This is a genomic window from Actinomyces oris (assembly GCF_001937665.1).
Classification (GTDB): domain Bacteria; phylum Actinomycetota; class Actinomycetes; order Actinomycetales; family Actinomycetaceae; genus Actinomyces; species Actinomyces stomatis.
This window is the reverse complement of record NZ_MSKL01000006.1, coordinates 146,864-168,632: the sequence shown is the minus strand read 5'-3', so window position 1 is coordinate 168,632 and position 21,769 is coordinate 146,864. Positions and strand designations below refer to the sequence as shown.

Annotated in this window: 19 protein-coding genes and 3 pseudogenes; 17 read left to right on the top strand and 5 right to left on the bottom strand. The window is 62.2% G+C overall.

The features are described 5' to 3' along the window. Positions 1 to 27 precede the first annotated feature (27 nt). From BKH28_RS13265 to BKH28_RS13255, 3 genes are all read left to right on the top strand, one after another. Positions 28 to 1,029 (top strand): hypothetical protein, encoded by a 1,002-nt coding sequence (locus BKH28_RS13265; protein ID WP_143224048.1) that lies wholly within the window; start codon positions 28 to 30, stop codon positions 1,027 to 1,029. A 540-nt stretch (positions 1,030 to 1,569) separates the two neighbouring features. Next, positions 1,570 to 3,021: a hypothetical protein gene (locus tag BKH28_RS13260; protein WP_143224047.1), complete on the top strand. Its 1,452-nt coding sequence runs from the start codon at positions 1,570 to 1,572 to the stop codon at positions 3,019 to 3,021. Positions 3,022 to 3,466: 445 nt separating this feature from the next. After that, on the top strand, positions 3,467 to 4,081 hold the full coding sequence (locus tag BKH28_RS13255; protein WP_143224046.1) for a hypothetical protein: 615 nt from the start codon (positions 3,467 to 3,469) through the stop codon (positions 4,079 to 4,081). A 308-nt stretch (positions 4,082 to 4,389) separates the two neighbouring features. Here BKH28_RS13255 and BKH28_RS13990 read toward each other — a convergent pair. From BKH28_RS13990 to BKH28_RS02695, 5 genes and pseudogenes are all read right to left on the bottom strand, one after another. Continuing rightward, positions 4,390 to 5,426 (bottom strand): annotated as a pseudogene (locus BKH28_RS13990) (IS1634 family transposase); the annotation flags it as partial. A gap of 36 nt (positions 5,427 to 5,462) precedes the next feature. Continuing rightward, a pseudogene (locus tag BKH28_RS13250) lies at positions 5,463 to 6,911 on the bottom strand (IS256 family transposase). Positions 6,912 to 6,949: 38 nt separating this feature from the next. Then, a pseudogene (locus BKH28_RS13985) lies at positions 6,950 to 7,407 on the bottom strand (hypothetical protein); the annotation flags it as partial. Between the two features lie 156 nt (positions 7,408 to 7,563). Beyond that, on the bottom strand, positions 7,564 to 7,983 hold the full coding sequence (locus BKH28_RS02700) for a DUF192 domain-containing protein (protein ID WP_075417363.1): 420 nt from the start codon (positions 7,981 to 7,983) through the stop codon (positions 7,564 to 7,566). Next, complete coding sequence (locus BKH28_RS02695) at positions 7,980 to 8,810, bottom strand: prepilin peptidase (protein ID WP_256695441.1); 831 nt, start codon at positions 8,808 to 8,810, stop codon at positions 7,980 to 7,982. Before BKH28_RS02695 ends, BKH28_RS02700 begins: the two co-directional genes overlap by 4 nt. Before the next feature lie 460 nt (positions 8,811 to 9,270). On the opposite strand from BKH28_RS02695, the gene rpsL reads away from it, so the two are divergent. The 14 genes from rpsL to rpsC all read left to right on the top strand — a co-directional run bounded on the left by rpsL (position 9,271) and on the right by rpsC (position 21,766). Further along, complete coding sequence (rpsL, locus tag BKH28_RS02690) at positions 9,271 to 9,645, top strand: 30S ribosomal protein S12 (RefSeq protein ID WP_003786082.1); 375 nt, start codon at positions 9,271 to 9,273, stop codon at positions 9,643 to 9,645. Further along, positions 9,645 to 10,115 (top strand): 30S ribosomal protein S7, encoded by a 471-nt coding sequence (rpsG, locus tag BKH28_RS02685; RefSeq protein ID WP_003786052.1) that lies wholly within the window; start codon positions 9,645 to 9,647, stop codon positions 10,113 to 10,115. Before rpsL ends, rpsG begins: the two co-directional genes overlap by 1 nt. A 45-nt stretch (positions 10,116 to 10,160) precedes the next feature. Continuing rightward, complete coding sequence (gene fusA, locus BKH28_RS02680; RefSeq protein ID WP_075417362.1) at positions 10,161 to 12,302, top strand: elongation factor G; 2,142 nt, start codon at positions 10,161 to 10,163, stop codon at positions 12,300 to 12,302. 200 nt (positions 12,303 to 12,502) lie between these two features. Next, the gene (gene tuf / locus BKH28_RS02675) at positions 12,503 to 13,693 is read left to right on the top strand and encodes an elongation factor Tu (RefSeq protein ID WP_009394384.1); all 1,191 of its coding nucleotides are present in this window, start codon (positions 12,503 to 12,505) and stop codon (positions 13,691 to 13,693) included. A gap of 416 nt (positions 13,694 to 14,109) precedes the next feature. Then, entirely contained in the window at positions 14,110 to 15,714 is a 1,605-nt protein-coding gene (locus BKH28_RS02670; RefSeq protein WP_075417361.1) for a SpaH/EbpB family LPXTG-anchored major pilin, read from the top strand. Positions 15,715 to 15,950: 236 nt separating this feature from the next. After that, complete coding sequence (locus tag BKH28_RS02665; RefSeq protein WP_075417360.1) at positions 15,951 to 17,189, top strand: class C sortase; 1,239 nt, start codon at positions 15,951 to 15,953, stop codon at positions 17,187 to 17,189. Between the two features lie 257 nt (positions 17,190 to 17,446). After that, the gene (rpsJ, locus tag BKH28_RS02660; protein WP_003786051.1) at positions 17,447 to 17,755 is read left to right on the top strand and encodes a 30S ribosomal protein S10; all 309 of its coding nucleotides are present in this window, start codon (positions 17,447 to 17,449) and stop codon (positions 17,753 to 17,755) included. An 8-nt stretch (positions 17,756 to 17,763) separates the two neighbouring features. Further along, positions 17,764 to 18,432, top strand: coding sequence for a 50S ribosomal protein L3 (gene rplC, locus BKH28_RS02655; RefSeq protein ID WP_075417359.1), 669 nt, complete (start codon positions 17,764 to 17,766; stop codon positions 18,430 to 18,432). A gap of 4 nt (positions 18,433 to 18,436) precedes the next feature. Continuing rightward, positions 18,437 to 19,081: a 50S ribosomal protein L4 gene (gene rplD, locus BKH28_RS02650; protein ID WP_009403568.1), complete on the top strand. Its 645-nt coding sequence runs from the start codon at positions 18,437 to 18,439 to the stop codon at positions 19,079 to 19,081. After that, complete coding sequence (gene rplW / locus BKH28_RS02645; protein WP_003786064.1) at positions 19,078 to 19,380, top strand: 50S ribosomal protein L23; 303 nt, start codon at positions 19,078 to 19,080, stop codon at positions 19,378 to 19,380. The genes rplD and rplW overlap by 4 nt, the downstream gene beginning before the upstream one ends. Before the next feature lie 26 nt (positions 19,381 to 19,406). Further along, positions 19,407 to 20,243: a 50S ribosomal protein L2 gene (gene rplB / locus BKH28_RS02640; protein ID WP_009397492.1), complete on the top strand. Its 837-nt coding sequence runs from the start codon at positions 19,407 to 19,409 to the stop codon at positions 20,241 to 20,243. A 14-nt stretch (positions 20,244 to 20,257) separates the two neighbouring features. Further along, positions 20,258 to 20,536: a 30S ribosomal protein S19 gene (gene rpsS, locus BKH28_RS02635; RefSeq protein WP_003786073.1), complete on the top strand. Its 279-nt coding sequence runs from the start codon at positions 20,258 to 20,260 to the stop codon at positions 20,534 to 20,536. Positions 20,537 to 20,567: 31 nt separating this feature from the next. Continuing rightward, a complete protein-coding gene (gene rplV / locus BKH28_RS02630; protein ID WP_003789298.1) occupies positions 20,568 to 20,945 on the top strand; it encodes a 50S ribosomal protein L22 in 378 nt (125 codons plus the stop codon). After that, positions 20,945 to 21,766 (top strand): 30S ribosomal protein S3, encoded by an 822-nt coding sequence (gene rpsC / locus BKH28_RS02625; RefSeq protein WP_003789299.1) that lies wholly within the window; start codon positions 20,945 to 20,947, stop codon positions 21,764 to 21,766. Before rplV ends, rpsC begins: the two co-directional genes overlap by 1 nt. The last annotated feature ends 3 nt before the right edge of the window (positions 21,767 to 21,769 follow it).

The following is a 21,769-nucleotide window of genomic DNA, read 5'->3' as shown; positions in this document are numbered from 1 at the left end:
AGTTTTACTACGGAGGATTTTTTGGTAATGAATGGCACTTCAAGACGAGTATTCATTTATGGCGTTTCGTCGGCTCTTGCACTTGGAGGAATCACTTCTTGTAGCCGAAGCAAAGGGAGTTCGATAGAATGGAGTAAATCAACAATGGAGCCACTTAGTATGCCAGTTCCTTCTGGTGGCGCCGTTACAGTTCAAGACTCTGGACAGAATATTCTTTACTGGGATCGCATTTGGTCGACAGTGCCCAATGAACCAGCTAAGTCGACTATTGTAGCGGCTCGTCTTTGGGGAGAAGGCGCGACTAATAGTATTGAGGTGTCGCAATGCATTTCCAGTATCCAGCAAATGACCGGAGTTCATTTCAAATTAGGGGAAGTAAAGAACATTGGCAACGGGTCTTGGCAGCAAATTCTATCTAGTGACTCTATTCAAGGGGCGCTGTGGAGTATTACAAACGGCGTATCGAAGGCGGTGCTGATTCTGACTGGACCAGGTATCGATTCTAGCGCTGTTGCCTCGGCACAGAAGATGATTTCGATTGCTAAGGAAGATCCAAGTGAATCGCTTTTGACCGGTTGGCAGCGACGGCAGGCTAACGGCGTGTATGTTCATGTAGGCGCGACTTGGAACGACGTTGGCGCTCCAGAACAGAATGATGGTAGTAACAAACTTGGATGGGAACGTGCATGGGTGTCGCGAGGAACCGAAGAACCGCCAGCTTCTATCATGGTAGGGGATGATCTATCAGGAAAGTCTCTTGAAGAGGCGTCGCTGTTGTTACAAGATAGTTCTGGGATAACGGAGGTTCGAGAAGAAACTGTCAGCGCGTTTTCAAATCAGCATGTTTCTGGTCATCGTATTGACTTTAAGTGGGGACTTGATGTTGCTAATATTGGTGCCGCATGGTTGTTTCGCAGCAACGACGTAGTTAAGACGATCGCCTATCTCAATTGGTCGCAGGAGTCTTCCATCAGTCAAGAGTCTCGGTCGATCGTAGAGAAGTCCGTTAGACCCGTTAGTGTAAGTTAGGTGCTCATGAAAGCATTTTTTTGGTAACCAGACTTTGAGATTCTATGTTCTGCTGCGTTATGCACGTCCACGTGACATGTCTAATTGCAAAGCAGAATTCTTATTGCAGTTCACCACCTCGTTCGCGACATAAATAGAGATCAACATCAGGCGCTTCGGAACTATCCACCAGAGATTTGTTGGTGACCGGCGGTTATTTGTTGATCTAGTATGTTGGCAATTAAAAGTCGTAGCGCAATAACAAGTGTACTGCCTGCGGTTGTTTAAGTAGCATATGAGTTGAGTCACTACATTCCCGTCTCACCGAAGTGTGAACAACCAATGTGTCGTACTCACGTTTTGTTTTGTAGAAGGTAAAACGCTCCTCATAACTTGACTAGGTTCACAGCAGCGGGAGCGACTGAGCGTTGTTCTACCAGACTCATTTAAGCGCTCTAGATGCAAATCAAGATTGGGGCGTTTGGCCCTACCGTTCTGTCTTGGAAGTCGGATAAGGTTCGTTGCAAGTTCCATACAAGGAGACTCTGTTCGGAGGAGATAATGTCGAATATTGTTTGCAGGCGTGAATCTGAGAAAGGTGCCGGCAGTACGGAGTACGCGGGAGTGGTGCTCGTTAGCATCATTCTTGTATTAGCTATCATAATTTCAGTGTACGCTTTAGGTATCGGTACAAAGCTAACATGTCAAATTAGCAAAATTTTTGGCGGCACCTGCTCAACGGATACATCTAAAGAAAAATCTTGGAAACCTGATGCTAAAGAGAACGTAGTGTCTAATAGGGAAGAAAAGTACTCTGCCAAAGGCGCGGCCCACATTCCAGCACCCGTTAAAGGTGTTGAAGCAAAAGTGAATGTCGGACTAGAAGACGGAGCTGGTGTCACGACTGAAAAGTATCAGGATGGTTCAGGATCCATCAAATTGTCCGACTCTAAAGAGCTGACGGTCGGAGCTAGCGTCGAGGCGGAGGCCGGAAAGGGTGCGGCTGAGGCATCAGCTGAGTTGAACCTTGCTGGCGGCGCCAACTATACGCGTTCAGAAAATCGTAAATGCGACACTAAATCAGGAGAGGGATCGTCGAGGTCATGTTCCGGGTTCAAGGAGAAGTATCAGAAACAACTTGAGAATAGAAAGAAACAAGGAGTTAGTCAGGCATTTGCTGGAGATACTAACATCGATGATCGTCCAGATGAGATTGAGGAAAGCGTAGCTGGTAAAATTGAACTTAAGGGCTCTGCGAAAGGGAAAGCTTCAAAAGGTGATGCAGAGATTAGTTTAGCAGCTGAAGGCAACTTGAGCGGAACTGCCAATAGAACATGGACGCATAATACTAACGACAAAGGAGAGAAGAAGGATCTACAGAAGACAACCACGTCCTTTAAGTACGCCGGCGAAGCATCTGGTAGTGTTGTCGTAGATCTTAGCGAACAGGAGCTGAAAGAGACTGGCTTCAGCCCAAAGCTAGGCGCGTCTGGCGCTCTCGGCTGGGGGCTTGAAATGTCATATGAGGAAGATGCTAAAGGTAACGTCACTAAGATGACTTTTAAAACGAATACATACGAAGAGGGAGGCGGTAAAGCTAAGGCCGGGAATGATAGAGCTAACGGCGATGCAACGTCGAGGGCTGGCCATGAGTACGAGACTACCGTGTCAATTGATCTAAATAGTTTGAGTCCGGCTGATAGAAAGGTCATGGAAGACTACGCCCATTCTGCGAACTCAGCGTCACCTGTGTTTCCAAGTTCGGTTTGGAATCCGTCTAAACCGGTTGATTCCAAGGACCGACTTAATTCAGTCATCCATGATAATGCTCAGGTAACAACTACGTCTTATTCGACGCAACGAACGAGTGCTGAGGGGACACTCGATCTCTGGGTTGCTTCATATACTCAGAGTGCAAGTACTGCCGAACGTAAGATGGAACATCAGTCGTATCTGGGTGCACCTGGGGCTGATGGGACTCGAAAGTACTCCAGGAACGACACATCTAAGTGAACAATCATCTTGCCGGCTTGAGTTCGCTGATTATTCTTAGCAGTTTATGTGTCTCATCAATTGTAGTCATGTAGTGCTCTATATAAGTTTGCGACATTTTGTATGACGGCTCGGGATATTGCTTGTTTCCTGATTGCGGGATGCCTATCGTAAAGATCTAATTCAACGGCTTTGCGGTATGTGGCGTGGCGCTCTTGACTAGCTGGGCCGGGAAGTTATAATCTGCGATGAGAGGTGTTGGCGAACTGAAAGTGAAGGAGCGTGTGAGCAGAATTTGTCGAATTGCGAGGTGTGGCGTTTTGTGTGAACGTTGGCGTCACATGGTGATTGGTGATTTTTTTAAAAGTGGCATCGGTGATGGAGTTAGGTGATATTGTTGGCTGGCTTTGTTGATTTTACGTCCCGGAGGCTTGCGGTGAAGTGTCTCACTGTCGCAGGTGCTGCAGTGGCACTGCAGGCGTGTTCGTCTAGTGAAAAACGTACCTCTTCGTCATCGAAAGGTAGTTTAGCGGCTTCGCATCCACATTCTGAGGCATCTGATTCGGGCAAGTTTCCAGGTCATGCGTTGAAGGTGACACCTAAACCCAAAGAGGCTCAAGGAGCTTCGAGACAGTTAACTGACGGGGTTACAATTACGCTTCCTGGGGAACTGTCAATTGTCAAGACTTACGGCCCTAAGCGACTAAAAGCGTACTATTTTCATTCCCAAGATGATGTTGGGTTGTTGGATGTTAATTGGGCAGATTTCGCGCACGGAGATACTGGAGTAGAAGCCTCGTCTCAGTGGCAAGCATACCGTGACGATACGAACACTACTTCTACGCTGGTTCAGGTCGATTGGCCTAACGCAGAAGAGGCCTGGGCGTGGACGTGGGATCAGGTGGCGGATTTTTCTGAATTGGATTCCAGTCTTGGTAAGGGTGCTTCGAATCTTTCGGCAGTTTCTATGGTTTTGAGGACTGCGCGAGAGCAAGACATCTACATTGCCGCATACTCTCCTGAAGGTTCGTTGGCTGACTCGCCCGCTTTTATGGCTTTGAACTCATTGTCGTTTTCTTAACTTGGCAGGAGTTCGCTTTTCTATGATTGCGCACGCTCATTTTATGAGTTGGTTGCGCAGTGGGTGAGGTTTGCCTCTAAGAGCGGCTGCAAAGTTTGCGTAGCGGTCTGGTTAGATCAGCGGGCTGATGGCTTCTATGCGGTGAGGGCGTGGGATTGTCTTAGATATCGTAGATCTGTCGGATGAGTTTAATAGTTCGGTGATGTAAACTGGCTATGATTCGGGGTCGTTAGCGGTATACGGCTAGCGGTAATCCTTTTGATGAGTATGTCTTGGACGCCGCGGAACTGGTTGTTGGCTCTCTAACCTTATTTATGACGTTTAGTGTGCTGGGGTCGGGTGCTCAGGGCGGTGAGAATTTGTTCGGCCTTGGGGGTTAGTCGTAGGGCGGCGTTGATGTTGATGACGACCTCCTGCAGGCCGTGCAGCTCACGTACGATCCTGGCGATGCTTATCCCGGTGGTGTCGTAGAGGTATTGGGCTACCGTTAGGGCGGCCATCACCATCGTCAGGTGGGCCTCGATGGCATCGCGGGTGTGGTGGAAGACGGTGCGGGCTGGCAGGTCGTGCTTGCTCATCGGCGAATGACTGCTTGACGTGCCATAGTTCGTGTTGGCAGGAGACGACCTCGGCGGCGGCCATCAGGCGGTTAGGCATGTTGATGACGTAGTCCTTGAGCCCAGCCAGGCGCCGGGCCCTGGCCCTCTTCTCCTGGGCGTCCAGTGTGTGGTTGTCCAGGGTCAAGCGCTTGGATGAGTAGACCAAGATGGCCCTCCACGAGCCGGGATGGGTGCCCAGATTCCACACCGGCTTATGACGCTTGCTGACGTCGCGCTCGGTGTTCGAGCCTCTTTTGGGGGTGATGGTGTCGATGACCTGGCCGTCGGTGAAGGCGTCCCCGTGCCAGTGGAAGTGCGTCTCCAGGTGGGTGGTGCGTGAACCGACGATGAAGCCGACTCCGGCCTCATCCAGGGCGTTCAGGTTGGCGGCCAAGAGCATGCCTGCGTCAGTGACTACGACCAGGGGCTCGACTTTGGCGGCCTGGTGGAGATGTTCAACGACACCGACAATCGTGGTGGTCTCAGTCCAGTTGCTCTCCCAGCAACCAATTCTCAGGGGGGACGCCGGCCCGGTCGACCAGCAGCCCGACGATGATCTGGGGGTGGACCCTTCTCTCCTTGGAATAGCCGACCTTGCGCAGCTCGTCCTCCTTCTCGGTCTCGAAGTAGAGCGTGGTGACGCCCGTAGACACAGTGACACGTCGCCGGCGGCTATGGCGTGCTTTAGAGGCTTAGCCACTGATGGCCTAGCGGTAGCCGCGCTCGATGCAGCGGCCCAGGGATCGGGAACAAAGGCCTGTCCAGTTCTCTGTGTAAGCGTTTTACAGGTAGGGGTTGATTCGGTCGGGGTGGGCGGTGGTGAGCTGGGCCAGGGCCCTGTATCTGGTCGGTGGTGATCTGTCCTTCGACGAGTCTGCCCTTGGCCTTGCGCTTGGATGGTGGCAGTCCTTTCTCCTTGTCGCGTTCTCGGGCTCGTTTGTCCACGGGTGTCGCAGATCGCCAGCTTTCGGCAGCTTGATCACCGCCTCATCGAAAGGGGAAATGGCCGCGGTTCATCGGTGATCCTTGCGCAGCTGGTAGTTCAGCGACTCGATACTGTTGGTGGAGGGGGTACCTCCCACAAAGTGGGGGAGAGATGACACGCCTGAGCATCGGAGGCCTGTCCAGGAAGGGAGTGAACCGCTCCCAGGCCCGCTCCCAGGTCGCCACCGTCTCGGGGTGCTTGACCCCCGTGTCGGACTCGGAGAAGTCGGTCAGGGCCTGCCAGGCGGCCTCCTGGTTCGGGGCGGTGCAGATCGGCCTTGAGAGCGGCCGCGACCTTCCGGCGGTCCCCGTAGGAGACGAACCGCATCCAGGGGCGCGGAACCGGGTGGACCACACAGGTGGGGACCGTGGCCTGGGGCCAGGACTGCCTGTGTTCGCCTCGGAAAGGCCGGTGAGCCCGTCACATTCCCCCACGCGCTTCGCTCCCGTGCGGGAGGTGCCCCCTCTACGATCAGCACGTCCTTGACGCCCCTGTTGGCCAGCTCAGCGCACACGAGCCACCCTTCAAGGAGGCTCCCTCCCCGGGTCCGGGGCCCAGATACTTAAGCCACGTGCTTGATACCGTCCATGCCCCGCCCCGACCGCGATGTGGGCCGAGCGGGAGGCGACCCGATGATCAACGCGGACCTTGACCCGAATCGCGTCGAGGTAGACCACCGGGTAGAACTCCTCCAGCGGGCGGCGCTGCTACTCCAGGACAGCATCGGCTACCGCGTCGGTGATCCTCGAAATGGTCCCCGTGCTGAGCGCCCGCGCTGAGCGTGGAGGCCAGGTGGTGCTGGATGCCCCTGACGTCTCAATTCCACCGGCGCATCAGGCCTGGTGATTCACACGCATCGGGGCCGTCCAGACGGCGCTGACCTTTGGCGCTACCCGGGCGCGGGGTGAAGGTTCCGACCCGGTCCCGGGGCACCACAGGTCTCAAAAGGGCCCCACCTCAGAGTCCACCGTCTTGGACGTGGTCCCGTTCCTGGCGTTACCACGCGCCTGGGAGGTCGGCTCGCCCCTGTCGTAACCCAGGTGCTCGCTCAAGCCAAGCGGCCAGGCCCCTCTTCAGGGCCTCCTTGACCAGTGCCGGCAGCAGACCATCAACCCCAGTCATGTTCACCCGCCCGGCACCAGCTCTGCTCAAACAAGCCATCCAGAGCCCCAGCCGAGCGCAACTGGTCGACCACATCCCGACCACCAGCAGGCGCCCTGTTGTCATCATCAGTAGCAGTCATCAGTATCAGTCCTTCCACAAAAGCTTACACAAACCATTGAACAGGCTCCGGAACAAGGCCCGTACGCTGACCGACTCCAGGCCCAGAACTGTCAGGACGCGGGGCACCTGGGCCTTGCAGGTGGTCGGCTCGATCAAGCGTGCCAGAACTATCTGCTCAAAGGCCCGATCATCCCCGCCGCTTCACCCAGTCCCAGGCGGGTATACGCCCCGTGCAGAACGTCCCACAACAGGGCCGAGCGCTTGGAGGCCACCACCGCGCCGACGTTGGCTGGCCCTGAGGAGGCTGGCTGTGCCGTTGGTGACAAAGGGGGACGGGTTCAGGGCCAGCTGGTCCAGAGCATGCGGCACCGGCCGATCTCCATCACGGCCGCCAGCTCTGCCTGGGTGTGGGCTGAGCCTAGGTGCTCGATGATCTTGTCCCGGCGCCCTTCCTTGACCGCGATCTGCTCCGCCATCGCTCCTGAAGCAGTCTTGACCCTACGCAGAAACGGGCTCACCACCCCCCATCTTACCGGCCGCGTTAGTGTGCCAGCGCACCCCCAACATGACGGAATGCCAACGAAAAATCAGCCCCAAACTCCCAAACCCACCAAACTGCCATGAATCAGGTTCAACTCCCCAGTGACGTGAGTTCGGGGCTATGTCGCAGAGAACTAATCGTGTTTTGTTGCTCTGCAGGTGCTTCCCTCACGTATACCGGCCAGTGCTGCGTGACCAGCCTCCATCTCGATCACTGAGTGTGCGCTGAAGCGTGGTGCCCCAAGGCGTCTCCGGGCAGCGGTGGTCACAGCTACTACGAGCCCGCGACGATTGATGTAGACGACGTCAATGTCGTACCGCATGCCGAAGGTGTGGATCCAGTTGCAGCTCTCGATCCACAGGGCGCCATGCAGACCGTCGGTGCCCAGGAGCCCGGTGTTGCGCTCTTTGCGTTTCCGGGCTCGCCACAACGGAACGTCCGTTACCCGACCATCGACAACCAGAACTTCAGGCGGTGCGCCGGTCGGTGCCCAGGTCGGAGTCTTGACCGATGGCGAGCCGCCGTTGCCGGCGCCGTCCTTCTGTGCACTCATGCCACCGCGAGCATCCATGACAGCCAACCCCCCATCGCTAGATAGGGACCGAAGGCGATGAGCGTCTTGCGGCCAGCAAGCCGACTGATCATCAGCACGATCGCGATGACACCGCCGATAAAGAACCCCAGAATGATGCCCATCGCGGCCTCGCCCGCCCCGAAGTAGCCGAGCCACAACCCGAGGACCGCGCAGAGCTTCGCATCCCCCAGCCCCATCCCGGATCCGGGAATCAGAACCATTGCTCCCACAATGACGCCTGCGCACACCGCACACAGAGCGGCCCGGAGGGCAATCCACGCCGCATCGGCCAGTAGCAACCCCGTTGCGACGTTGAGAGCGAGAAGCGCCAATGTCGCCGTGCCGGCCCACAGTGCCGCAGGGCCGAGAATGCGATTGGGGAGCCGGTGGCACACGGCGTCAACGCTGCACGCGGCGCCCAGCAGCGCCACGATCGGAAGCGCCACGATCACCTCGGCCCATGCAGCGCTGCGTGCCCCCCATGCGAGCGTCAGTCCGCACAGGACCACTGCGAGGACGGCCTGTGAGGCGGGTGTCAGCAACCACCGCGCGCGGAAGGTGGTCGGCTCGAAGGCGGTGCCACTGCTGGGGGAGAGCTTCGCGTCTGCTGAAGTCGCTTCGTTCGTGGGCCCCGCTCCCAGCGTGGGCGTGGTAGCTGCCGCGTTATCAGATGAAGTCGCCGCCTCTGCCTCGTCCTGCTCAAGATCGGACACGTACTGTCGCGCGAAGGCGGAGACTCGGCGGGCTACGACCGTGACGGTCGCGCCACCAACGGCAATGGTGGCCAGTAATGCAGGGACGTTCACCGCCACACTCTCGCACGCTTGCCGCATTCTCGGCATGGGGCGAGCGCCCCAATCTGCGGCCCCGACACCCTTATCCCGCAGAGTGCTCACCATCCTTACGTGTCCAGCACCACGCCTCCTCCGTCGGTCCTACCCTGGCGCCCTGATGTGACAGGCGGGTAGCCTGGCCGGCGGTGCCCGCAGACGGGTCACCGCATCTCCATTCCGTTCCCAGCGACGTCGGCTCCGGCTCGGGCCCTCACGGCCTGCCGGCTCCGCTCGACATCGTGACGCGGGTCTGCCGCGGCGGGAACCGACGGGCCCCATACTGCGGGGCTCCGGACGTCGTCATCGGGTCATCCCGATCCCGGCGGGCCGGCCCTCTCCGCGGTGGCGTGCGCCGTCGAGCCACCGATGGGGGAGCGGCCCGGCACGCAGGCAGCAGCCAGATACAGACTCACGTCCCAATGGAGAATCAGTAGTGCCTACCATTCAGCAGCTGGTCCGCAAGGGCCGCTCGACGAAGCGCTCTGCGTCCAAGACGCCGGCGCTCAAGGCCAGTCCGCAGCGCCGTGGCGTGTGCACCCGCGTGTACACCACGACCCCCAAGAAGCCGAACTCCGCCCTCCGTAAGGTCGCCCGTGTGCGCCTGTCCACCGGTATCGAGGTCACGGCCTACATCCCCGGTGAGGGCCACAACCTCCAGGAGCACTCCATCGTGCTCGTGCGCGGTGGTCGTGTGAAGGACCTTCCCGGTGTCCGCTACCACATCGTGCGCGGCGCCCTCGACACCCAGGGTGTCAAGGGCCGCCAGCAGGCACGTTCCAAGTACGGCGCCAAGAAGGAGAAGAAGTAATGCCTCGTAAGGGTCCCGCACCCAAGCGCCCGCTCGTCGTCGACCCCGTCTACGGCTCGCCGGTCGTCACCCAGCTCGTCAACCGTGTCCTGCTGGACGGCAAGAAGTCCACCGCTGAGCGGATCGTCTACGGCGCCCTCGAGGGCGTGCGCTCCAAGACGGACCAGGACCCGGTCTCGGTCCTCAAGCGTGCTCTGGACAACATCCGCCCCGCCCTGGAGGTCCGCTCCCGTCGCGTCGGTGGCGCCACCTACCAGGTGCCCGTCGAGGTCCGCCCGGGCCGCGCCACTACCCTGGCTCTGCGCTGGCTCGTGGACTTCTCCCGCCAGCGCCGCGAGAACACCATGACCGAGCGTCTCATGAACGAGATTCTCGACGCCTCCAACGGCCTGGGCGCCGCGGTCAAGCGCCGCGAGGACATGCACCGCATGGCCGAGTCCAACAAGGCCTTCGCCCACTACCGCTGGTAGTGCCGGTAGCAGCTCCGTACCCCACTCGAACGAAGGACACCACCAGTGGCACTTGACGTGCTGACAGACCTCACCAAGGTCCGCAACATCGGCATCATGGCCCACATCGATGCCGGTAAGACCACCGTGACAGAGCGCATCCTGTTCTACACGGGCATCAACTACAAGATCGGCGAGACGCACGACGGCGCCTCGACGATGGACTGGATGGAGCAGGAGCAGGAGCGCGGTATCACCATCACCTCCGCGGCCACCACCTGCTTCTGGAAGAACAACCAGATCAACATCATCGACACCCCCGGCCACGTGGACTTCACGGTCGAGGTCGAGCGCTCCCTGCGCGTGCTCGACGGCGCCGTCGCGGTCTTCGACGGCAAGGAGGGCGTCGAGCCGCAGTCCGAGACGGTGTGGCGCCAGGCGGACAAGTACAACGTCCCGCGCATCTGCTACATCAACAAGATGGACAAGCTGGGCGCCGACTTCGACTTCTCCGTCCAGACCATCCGTGACCGCCTCCACGCCACCCCGATCGTCCTCAACTTCCCGATCGGCGCCGAGAACGAGTTCTCCGGCCTCGTCGACGTCCTGGAGATGCGGGCCATCCGCTTCCCCGAGAAGGACGCCGACGGCAAGGACACCCGCGGCTCCGTCGTCGAGTACGAGGAGATCCCCTCCGAGCTGGTCGCCAAGGCCGAGGAGCTGCGCGGTCAGCTGGTCGAGACGGTCGCCGAGGCCGACGACACCCTCATGGAGAAGTACCTGGAGGGCGAGGAGCTCAGCGTCGCCGAGCTCAAGGCCGGTATCCGCAAGCTCACCGTGGCCGGTGAGGCCTTCCCGGTCCTGGCCGGGTCCGCCTTCAAGAACAAGGGCATCCAGCCCGTGCTCGACGCCGTCCTCGACTACCTGCCCTCCCCGCTCGATGTCCCCGACGTCGAGGGCCACGCCGTCGGTAACGAGGAGGAGGTGCTCACCCGTCCGGCCGATGAGAAGGCCCCCTTCGCCGCCCTGGCCTCCAAGGTGGCCACCCACCCCTTCTACGGCAAGCTCGTCTACGTGCGCGTCTACTCCGGCAAGGTCTCCCAGGGCGACATGGTCCTCAACGCCACCAAGGGCAAGAAGGAGCGCATCGGGAAGCTCTTCCAGATGCACTCCAACAAGGAGAACCCGGTGGAGGAGGCCCACGCCGGCCACATCTACGCCCTCATCGGCCTCAAGGACGTCACCACCGGCGACACCCTGTGCGCCCAGGACTCCCCGATCATCCTGGAGTCCATGACATTCCCGGACCCGGTCATCCACGTGGCCATCGAGCCCAAGACCAAGGGTGACCAGGAGAAGCTGAGCGTCGCCATCCAGAAGCTCTCCGAGGAGGACCCCACCTTCACCGTCTCCCTCGACGAGGAGACCGGCCAGACCGTCATCGGCGGTATGGGCGAGCTCCACCTGGACGTGTTCGTGGACCGCATGCGCCGCGAGTTCAAGGTCGAGGCCAACGTGGGCGCCCCGCAGGTCGCCTACCGCGAGACCATCCGCAAGAAGGTGGACAAGGTCGAGTACACCCACAAGAAGCAGACGGGTGGTTCCGGCCAGTTCGCCAAGGTGCAGATGAGCTTCGAGCCCCTCGTGGTCGACGAGGCAGCCGAGGCCGCCGACGGCGAGAAGGCGCACTACGAGTTCGCCAACGCCGTCACCGGTGGTCGCGTGCCCCGTGAGTACATCCCCAGCGTGGACGCCGGGGTCCAGGACGCCATGCTCACCGGTGTCCTGGCCGGCTACCCGATGGTGGACATCAAGGCCACCCTCATCGACGGCGCCTACCACGAGGTCGACTCCTCCGAGATGGCCTTCAAGATCGCCGGCTCCATGGCGTTCAAGGAGGGTGCCAAGAAGGCCTCGCCGGTCCTCCTCGAGCCCGTCATGGCCGTCGAGGTCCGTACTCCCGAGGAGTACATGGGCGACGTCATCGGTGACCTCAACTCCCGTCGCGGCATGATCGCCTCGATGGAGGACGCCGTCGGCGTCAAGGTCATCCGCGCCAACGTGCCCCTGTCGGAGATGTTCGGCTACGTCGGTGACCTGCGTTCCAAGACGCAGGGACGTGCCGTGTACTCCATGACCTTCGACTCGTACGCCGAGGTTCCCAAGAACGTCGCCGACGAGATCATCGCCAAGGTCAAGGGCGCCTGACGCCCTCGCACCGGGGTCCGCGGCGGCTGCACGCAACCGTGGCGGGCCCCGGCCCGGCGGTGCCCCTCGGGCGCCGACCGGGACCCAGTTCAGTAAGATTTCCAACATCCACCAGTAGAGACTCTCGACGCCCGGGCGGCTAGCATGTGTGCTAGTCGAATCCCGACGAAGAGAACTACCCGAGTCCCAGGAGGACACCAGTGGCCAAGGCCAAGTTCGAGCGGACCAAGCCGCACGTCAACATCGGAACGATCGGTCACGTCGACCACGGTAAGACGACGCTGACCGCTGCGATCTCCAAGGTTCTGCACGACGAGTACCCCGAGCTGAACCCCTTCACCCCCTTCGACGAGATCGACAAGGCTCCTGAGGAGCGTCAGCGCGGTATCACCATCAACATCGCGCACGTCGAGTACGAGACCGACAAGCGCCACTATGCGCACGTCGACGCCCCCGGGCACGCCGACTACATCAAGAACATGATCACCGGTGCCGCCCAGATGGATGGCGCGATCCTCGTGGTCGCCGCCACCGACGGCCCGATGGCCCAGACCCGCGAGCACGTCCTGCTCGCCCGCCAGGTGGGCGTCCCCGCCCTCCTCGTGGCCCTCAACAAGTCCGACATGGTGGACGACGAGGAGCTCCTCGACCTGGTTGAGATGGAGGTGCGCGAGCTCCTGTCCTCCCAGGACTACGACGGCGACGAGGCTCCCGTCATCCGTGTCTCCGCTCTCAAGGCCCTCGAGGGCGACGCCGAGTGGGCCGCCAAGATCAAGGAGCTCATGGACGCGGTGGATGACTTCATCCCCACCCCCGAGCGTGACATGGACAAGCCCTTCCTCATGCCCATCGAGGACGTCTTCACCATCACCGGTCGCGGCACCGTCGTCACCGGTCGTGTGGAGCGCGGCAAGCTCCCGATCAACTCCGAGGTCGAGATCCTCGGTATCCGCGAGGCCCAGAAGACCACGGTCACCGGTATCGAGATGTTCCACAAGCAGATGGACGAGGCCTGGGCCGGCGAGAACTGCGGTCTGCTCCTGCGCGGCACCCGCCGCGAGGACGTCGAGCGCGGTCAGGTCATCTGCAAGCCCGGCTCCATCACCCCGCACACCGAGTTCGAGGGCCACGTCTACATCCTCACCAAGGACGAGGGCGGCCGCCACAACCCCTTCTACTCGAACTACCGTCCGCAGTTCTACTTCCGGACCACGGACGTCACCGGTGTCATCACCCTGCCCGAGGGCACCGAGATGGTCATGCCCGGTGACACCACCGAGATGAGCGTCCAGCTCATCCAGCCCATCGCCATGGAGGAGGGCCTCGGCTTCGCCATCCGTGAGGGTGGCCGCACCGTCGGCTCCGGCCGCGTCACCAAGGTCATCAAGTGACCCACTGACGCTCCGCGCCTCCGCGTAGCACCAGACCTCCCCGGTCAGAGCAGTTGCTCTGACCGGGGAGGTCTTTTGTGTCCTTGAACCGAGGGGTGACGCCCTACCGACGGCACGAATAGTAGTAATAGTGACATCAATAATGCGTGGGTGTGATGCCGCCGTAATAAAAGGCATCGCAATGCAGTAACGGACGATTTCAGATCTATTACCGGCACGGTTTCTCTCGGTTTCTTGGGCTAGTTTATCGACGGTGCCCAGGTGTGGGTGTCAACGCTTGTGAACAGGCGGTTGCAACGTTGTTCCGTTGGTGCCGTCGGACGAGACGGACGTGTTTGCTGGAGAACACGCTCCCGATTTAACCCTGTCATGCGCAGCCTTCCCCGGCGGCGCACAGTGAAAGGAAATCCCAACCCATGAAGTACAACGCCAGCAAGCTGGGGCGTCGGGCTGCAGCCACAGCCGGTGTCCTCACCCTGGCCGTGCTTGGTCTGGCCCCCATGGCTCAGGCCGAGAACGCCAACCACGGAGACATCAACACCGAGGCGTTAGGCTCCCTCACCATCCACAAGCACCTCACCGGAGACGGCAACCCCATCGGTGCTCCTGACGGCACTGCTTCCAACGACGATGGCAAAGGTGCACCGGTCTCCGGAGTGCAGTTCACGGCCTACGAGATCAATGGGATCGACCTGAAGACCTCAGAGGGATGGACCAAGGTCAACGCCCTGACCAACACCGGAGCGATCCCTGACAACGCCTGCGCCACCCCTGGGCAGCCGACGCTCCCCAACTACACCTTCGGCCCGAGCAGGGTCTCGGGCGACACTGATCGCGACGGACAGGCCAAGATCGAGAGCCTGCCGGTCAAGGCCTATCTCGTGTGCGAGACCAAGACTCCTGGCAACATCGTCCAGAAGGCCAAGCCCTTCGTGGTGACGATTCCTCACCCGAACACTGCCGCGAAGGCGGATGGAACGTGGCTCTACGACGTCCACGTCTACCCCAAGAACGAGAAGATCGAGGTCGCCAAGACCATCGAGAACCAGAGGAACAACGGCTACGTCGTCGGGTCCAAGGTCCGCTTCCCGGTCTCCTCGACGCTGCCGAAGCTGGGTAACAATTCCTACTACAAGTACTACCAGTTCAAGGACACCCTGGACAATCGTCTGAAGCAGGTAACGGCGACAGACGTCACCCTCGGCGAGACGCGGCTGAATGAGGGCACCGACTACGGCCTGGGCACCGCCGGGCAGACCGTGACCGTGACCTTCACCCAGAATGGTCTGAACAAGCTCAAGGGCAATCCGGGTCAGAAGCTTCAGGCGGTCTTTGAGGGAGTCGTCTCCGAAATCGGCGACGGCAGCATCAACAACACGGCCCAGCTCATCTCCGACACGACCTACGACGAGCAGCCCCCGACACCTGAGACGCCTCCCGCCGACCCCGACAACCCTCCGACGACCGAACAGGTGACCTCGAAGTGGGGCGACCTGACGATCAAGAAGGTTGACGGCAACGACCGGTCGGGCGACAAGGAAGGCCTCAAGGGCGCTGAGTTCCAGATCTACAAGGCCAAGGAGGCCTACGCGGACACATGCTCCCCGGAGGCCGATGGGCAGCCCCTCACCATTAACGGTGAGAACACCTTCACGACTGGTGAGGGCGGCACTATCAACTTCAAGGCCCTGTTCGTCTCCGACTCCGTCCAGGATGCCGGTCGTGACAACCAGGTGGATGCGGCCCACCGTTGCTACGTTCTGGTGGAGACCAAGGCTCCTGCCGGCTACGTGCTTCCCGCAAACGCCAGTCGGGCCATCACCGTGGAGCCTGGAGCTGGTGTGACGCAGCAGGTCGTGATCGACAACGTCAAGCAGACGGTTCCGGGTCTGCCCCTGACCGGTGCCAACGGCATGCTCATCCTGACCGCCTCCGGCGCGGCCCTGCTGATGATCGCCGTCGGCTCCGTCCTCGTGGCCCGCTACCGCGAGCGCAAGCGGAACGCGGAGCTCTCCGCCTGATGACAATCGCTGCCTGCTGAGGCTCACGGGCCTCAGCAGGCAGCTGCGACCGCGCAGGCCTCACTTCGACCGCGTCATGACCGTGTTCTGAACATGTCTCGATCGTCAGGTCTCGGCCTGAGCGGAAACGGTGCAGGCACTCGGCGATCCTCGATCCGTCGAGCGCCTGCACCGTCATGTGCAACCCCGCACCATCTCCACCCCGGATACCCGACCCTGGAAGCGCACGAGGCCCCATGATCTCCCGCAACCCACGCAAACCCCGCACCGCCCGGACTCCGCGCACCCGCGCTTCGATCACCCAGAAGCACCGCCGTCCCCGTGCCTGGCGCCTGTCGATCTCAGCCCTGGTCACCTCCATCATGGCGGTCGTGGGCATGGGTCTGCTGACCTATCCGACGGCGGCCTCCTGGGTGGCTCAGTACAACCAGTCGAAGGTGACCGCCGACTACTCGGCTCAGGTCGACGGCGCCCGGCCGGACGCCAAGACCCAGATCGCCCAGGCCCACGCGTACAACGAGGCGCTCTCCGCCGGCGCGGTCCTGGAGGCCAACAACCACGTACCCACCGGTGCCGGCTCCAGCAAGGACAGCTCCCTGAAGTACGCCAATATCCTCAAGGCCAATAACGAGGGCCTCATGGCCCGTCTCAAGATCCCCTCCATCTCCCTGGACCTGCCCGTCTACCACGGCACGGCCGAGGACACTCTGCTCAAGGGCCTGGGGCACCTGGAGGGCACTTCCCTGCCGGTCGGGGGAGAGGGGACCCGGTCGGTCATCACCGGGCACCGCGGCCTGGCTGAGGCCACCATGTTCACCCACCTGGACAAGGTGAAGAGCGGTGACAGTCTCATCGTCGAGGTCTTCGGGGAGGTCCTCACCTATCGGGTCACCAGCACCAAGGTCGTGGAGCCAGAGGAGACCGAGGCCCTGCGCGTTGAGGAGGGTAAGGACCTTCTCACCCTGGTGACCTGCACGCCCCTGGGCATCAACACCCACCGCATCCTGCTGACCGGCGAGCGCGTCTACCCGACCCCATCCAAGGACGTCGCGGCGGCGGGCAAGCGCCCTGACATCCCGCACTTCCCCTGGTGGGCCGTCGCGCTGGTGGCGGGGCTCATCATCGTCGGGCTGTACCTGTGGCGCTCGGGCTACGTGGCGGCGCGGGCCACGGAGCGCGCCCTGGCCAGGACGCGCGACAAGGAGCAGGAGCCGCGTCCGCAGACCTGGGCCGAGCAGATGCAGATCTGGATGGACGAGGATGCCGGTGTCGAGCCTCGGAGGTGGTTCACCGACCTGCCGGTCCCACAGGAGCCCTCCGAGGCGGAGAACCAGGCGCTTCTGGAGGAGATCGCGTCACTGTCGGCGTCCTCTGGCCGATGGGATGATCAGGAGCTCATCGACACCGCGGAAATCCCGGCGCTGGACGCGACACGCCCGAGCGCGGGGGCCAGTGGGCGGACTCACAGCCTCTAGGCCCCATCCTGGGTTCCGCTGCCCGTGCGAGCCCTGATAACGTAATCCGGCCGGCCAAGGGCATGCACGTGCGTGCCCCTGGTTGTGCCGACCCGGGTCTCCCCGGGATTCATTCTGACGGACCCGTTCCTCCTGAACGGGTTTCCGTGTGTCCAGACCGGTTCACCACCTCCCATCACGGGAGTGGCGTGCGTCCCGAAGCGACACGCCCGAGCGCGTGGACCGGCCAGAAGCAAGTACAAGAGAGGTTAGGCGCCATGGCGGGACAGAAGATCCGCATCCGGCTCAAGTCCTACGACCACGAGGTCATCGATTCCTCGGCGCGCAAGATCGTCGACGTCGTGACCCGCGCTGGCGCGACGGTCGTGGGCCCGGTGCCGCTGCCGACCGAGAAGAACGTGTTCTGCGTGATCCGGTCGCCGCACAAGTACAAGGACAGCCGCGAGCACTTCGAGATGCGCACGCACAAGCGGCTGATCGACATCGTCGACCCGACGCCCAAGGCCGTCGACTCGCTCATGCGTCTCGACCTGCCCGCTGACGTCAACATCGAGATCAAGCTCTGAGGACTGCCATGACAACGCTTAACACGCCGGCTGCCGCCGCGCCTGCCAAGGCGCTGCTCGGCACCAAGCTCGGCATGACGCAGATCTGGGACGAGAACGGGGTTCTGCGCCCCGTGACCGTCGTCCGGGTCGACACCAACGTCGTGACCCAGGTCCGCACCATCGAGACCGATGGCTACGAGGCCGTTCAGCTCGCCTTCGGCGACATCGACGCCCGCAAGGTCACCAAGCCGCTCGCCGGCCACTTCGCCAAGGCCGGGGTCGAGCCCCGCCGCCACGTGGCGGAGATCCGCACCTCCCTGGCGCCGGAGTTCACCCCCGGCCAGGAGCTGGCCGCCGACACCTTCGAGGTCGGTCAGCTGGTCGACGTCACCGGGACCTCCAAGGGTAAGGGTTTCGCCGGTGTCATGAAGCGCCACGGCTTCGCCGGTGTGGGCGCCTCCCACGGTGCTCACCGCAACCACCGCAAGCCCGGCTCCATCGGTGCCTGCGCCACCCCCGGACGCATCTTCAAGGGCCTGCGCATGGCCGGCCGTATGGGCCACGCGCGCCGCACCGTCCAGAACCTCAAGATCCGCGGCGTCGACGTTGACAAGGGCGTTCTGCTCGTCAACGGCGCGATCCCCGGCCCCAAGGGCTCGGTCGTCGTCGTCCGCACCGCCGTGAAGGGAGCCTGAGACCATGACTGAGGCACTCACCGTCGACGTCGTCGACTCCGCGGGCAAGAAGACCGGCAGCGTCGAGCTGCCCGCCGAGGTCTTCGACGCCCCCCTCAACATTCCGCTCATGCACCAGGTGGTCGTCGGCCAGCTGGCCGCGGCCCGCCAGGGCACCCACGCCACCAAGACCCGCGGCGACGTCCGCGGTGGTGGCCGCAAGCCCTACCGCCAGAAGGGCACCGGCCGCGCCCGCCAGGGCTCGACCCGCGCCCCGCAGTTCGTCGGCGGTGGCACCGTCCACGGTCCCCAGCCGCGCGACTACACCCAGCGGACCCCCAAGAAGATGAAGGCCGCCGCCCTGCGCAGCGCCCTGTCCGACCGCGCCCGCAACGGCCGCGTCCACGTCATCACCGAGTTCGTCACCACCACGGTGCCCTCCACCAAGAACGCCCTGGTCGCGCTGCGCAACCTCACCGACCGCAAGGCCCTGGTGATCGTGGACCGTCAGGACGACCTGTCCAGGCTCAGCCTGCGCAACGCCCCCGAGGCGCACGTCCTGTGGGCAGACCAGCTCAACACCTACGACGTCCTCAAGTCCGACGACGTCGTCTTCACGGCCTCTGGCCTGGACGCGTTCCTGGGCAAGGGTGAGGAGGAGTCCAAGTGAGCCTCGAGAAGTCCAAGAACCCCCGCGACGTCATCATCGCGCCGGTGGTCTCCGAGAAGTCCTACGCCTGCATGGACCGTGGCCAGTACACGTTCATCGTGGCTCCGGGATCCAACAAGACCGAGATCAAGCAGGCCGTCGAGGCCATCTTCGATGTCAAGGTCTCCTCGGTGAACACCATCAACCGCAAGGGCAAGACGCACCGCACCCGCACCGGGATCGGCAAGTCCAAGGACACCCGCCGTGCGATCGTCACCCTGCGCGAGGGGACCATCGACATCTTCGGTGATGTGGCCTAGTGCGCCACGGAAGGTAAAGGATCGATATGGGAATCCGTAAGTACAAGCCCACGACCCCGGGTCGTCGCGGCTCCTCCGTGGCCGACTTCGTGGAGATCACGCGCAGCACGCCCGAGAAGTCGTTGGTGCGCCCGCTGAGCAAGTCCGGTGGACGTAACTCCTCCGGCCGTATCACCACCCGCCACAAGGGTGGCGGTCACAAGCGCGCCTACCGTCTCATCGACTTCCGTCGTCACGACAAGGACGGCGTGCCCGCCAAGGTCGCTCACATCGAGTACGACCCCAACCGCACCGCGCGCATCGCCCTGCTGCACTACGTGGACGGCGAGAAGCGCTACATCATCGCCCCGAACAAGCTCCGTCAGGGCGACGTCGTCGAGGCCGGCCCCAGCGCCGACATCAAGCCCGGCAACAACCTGCAGCTGCGTCACATCCCCACCGGTACGGTCGTCCACGCGGTCGAGCTGCGTCCCGGTGGCGGGGCCAAGATCGCTCGCAGCGCCGGCACCTCCGTCCAGCTGGTCGCCAAGGAGGGCAAGTACGCGCAGCTGCGCATGCCCTCGGGGGAGATCCGCAACGTGGAGGCCGCCTGCCGCGCCACCATCGGCGAGGTCGGCAACGCCGAGCAGTCCAACATCAACTGGGGCAAGGCCGGCCGTATGCGCTGGAAGGGCGTGCGCCCGACCGTCCGCGGTGTTGTCATGAACCCGGTGGACCACCCGCACGGTGGTGGTGAGGGCAAGACCTCCGGTGGTCGTCACCCCGTCTCGCCGTGGGGCAAGCCCGAGGGCCGCACCCGCCGTCCCAACAAGTCCAGCGACCGCCTCATCGTGCGTCGTCGTCGGACCGGCAAGAAGCGCTGATAGGAGCCTGAATCATGCCGCGTAGTCTGAAGAAGGGTCCCTTCGTCGACGACCACCTCCTCAAGAAGGTGGACGCTCAGAACGAGAAGGGCACTAAGAACGTCATTAAGACCTGGTCCCGCCGTTCGGTCATCACTCCGGACTTCCTGGGGCACACCTTCGCCGTCCACGACGGTCGCAAGCACGTGCCGGTCTTCGTTACCGAGTCCATGGTGGGCCACAAGCTCGGTGAGTTCGCTCCGACCCGCACCTTCCGCGGGCACGTCAAGGACGACCGCAAGTCGCGTCGCTGACGGACGTCGGAAAGTTTGAGAGGCAGAGAACATGGAAGCCAAGGCGCAGGCCAAGTACGTGCGCTGCACGCCGATGAAGGCGCGCCGGGTCGTGGACGTCGTCCGCGGCAAGCGCGCCGTCGAGGCCGTCAACGTGCTCCGATTCGCCCCGCAGGCCGCTGCGGTGCCGGTGCGCAAGGTCCTCGAGTCCGCAATCGCCAACGCCCGGTTCAAGGCTGAGCGTGACGGTGAGCGTTTCGACGAGAACGACCTGTTCATCATCGAGGCGTTCGCCGACGAGGGTCCCACCCTGAAGCGGTTCCGTCCCCGTGCGCAGGGCCGGGCCAGCAGGATCCTCAAGCGGACCAGCCACATCACCGTCATCGTCGGGGACAAGTCCGACGCCGCAACGAAGGAAGGAGCCCGGTAATGGGGCAGAAGGTCAACCCGACCGGGTTCCGCCTGGGCATCACCACGGACCACCGCTCGCGCTGGTTCGCCGACTCCACCAAGCCCGGTCAGCGTTACCGCGACTTCGTGGAGGAGGATGTCAAGATCCGCCGTCTCATGGAGGACGGCATGGAGCGGGCAGGTATCTCCAAGGTCGACATCGAGCGCACCCGTGACCGCGTGCGTGTCGACCTGCACACCGCCCGTCCCGGCATTGTCATCGGTCGCCGCGGAGCCGAGGCCGAGCGCCTGCGCGGTCAGCTCGAGAAGCTGACCGGCAAGCAGGTCCAGCTCAACATCCTCGAGGTCAAGAGCCCCGACCTGGACGCCCAGCTGGTCGCCCAGGGCATCGCCGAGCAGCTCGCCTCCCGCGTGTCCTTCCGTCGCGCCATGCGCAAGGGCATGCAGTCCGCGATGCGAGCCGGCGCCAAGGGCATCCGGGTGCAGTGCTCCGGCCGCCTGGGCGGCGCCGAGATGAGCCGCAGCGAGTTCTACCGCGAGGGGCGCGTGCCGCTGCACACCCTGCGCGCGAACATCGACTACGGCTTCTACGAGGCCAAGACCACCTTCGGCCGCCTCGGCGTCAAGGTGTGGATCTACAAGGGCGACATCACCGAGCGTGAGTTCGCCCGTCAGCAGGCCGAGTCCGGCTCCCGTGGCCGGGGCCGGGGCGAGCGTCGCGGCGGCCGTCGTGGCGACCGCGGTGAGCGCGGTTCGCGTCAGAACACCGAGCAGCAGCAGGCCGCCGAGCAGACGCCGGCCGCCGAGACCGCTGCCGCAGACCAGGGAACGGAGGCCTGAGCC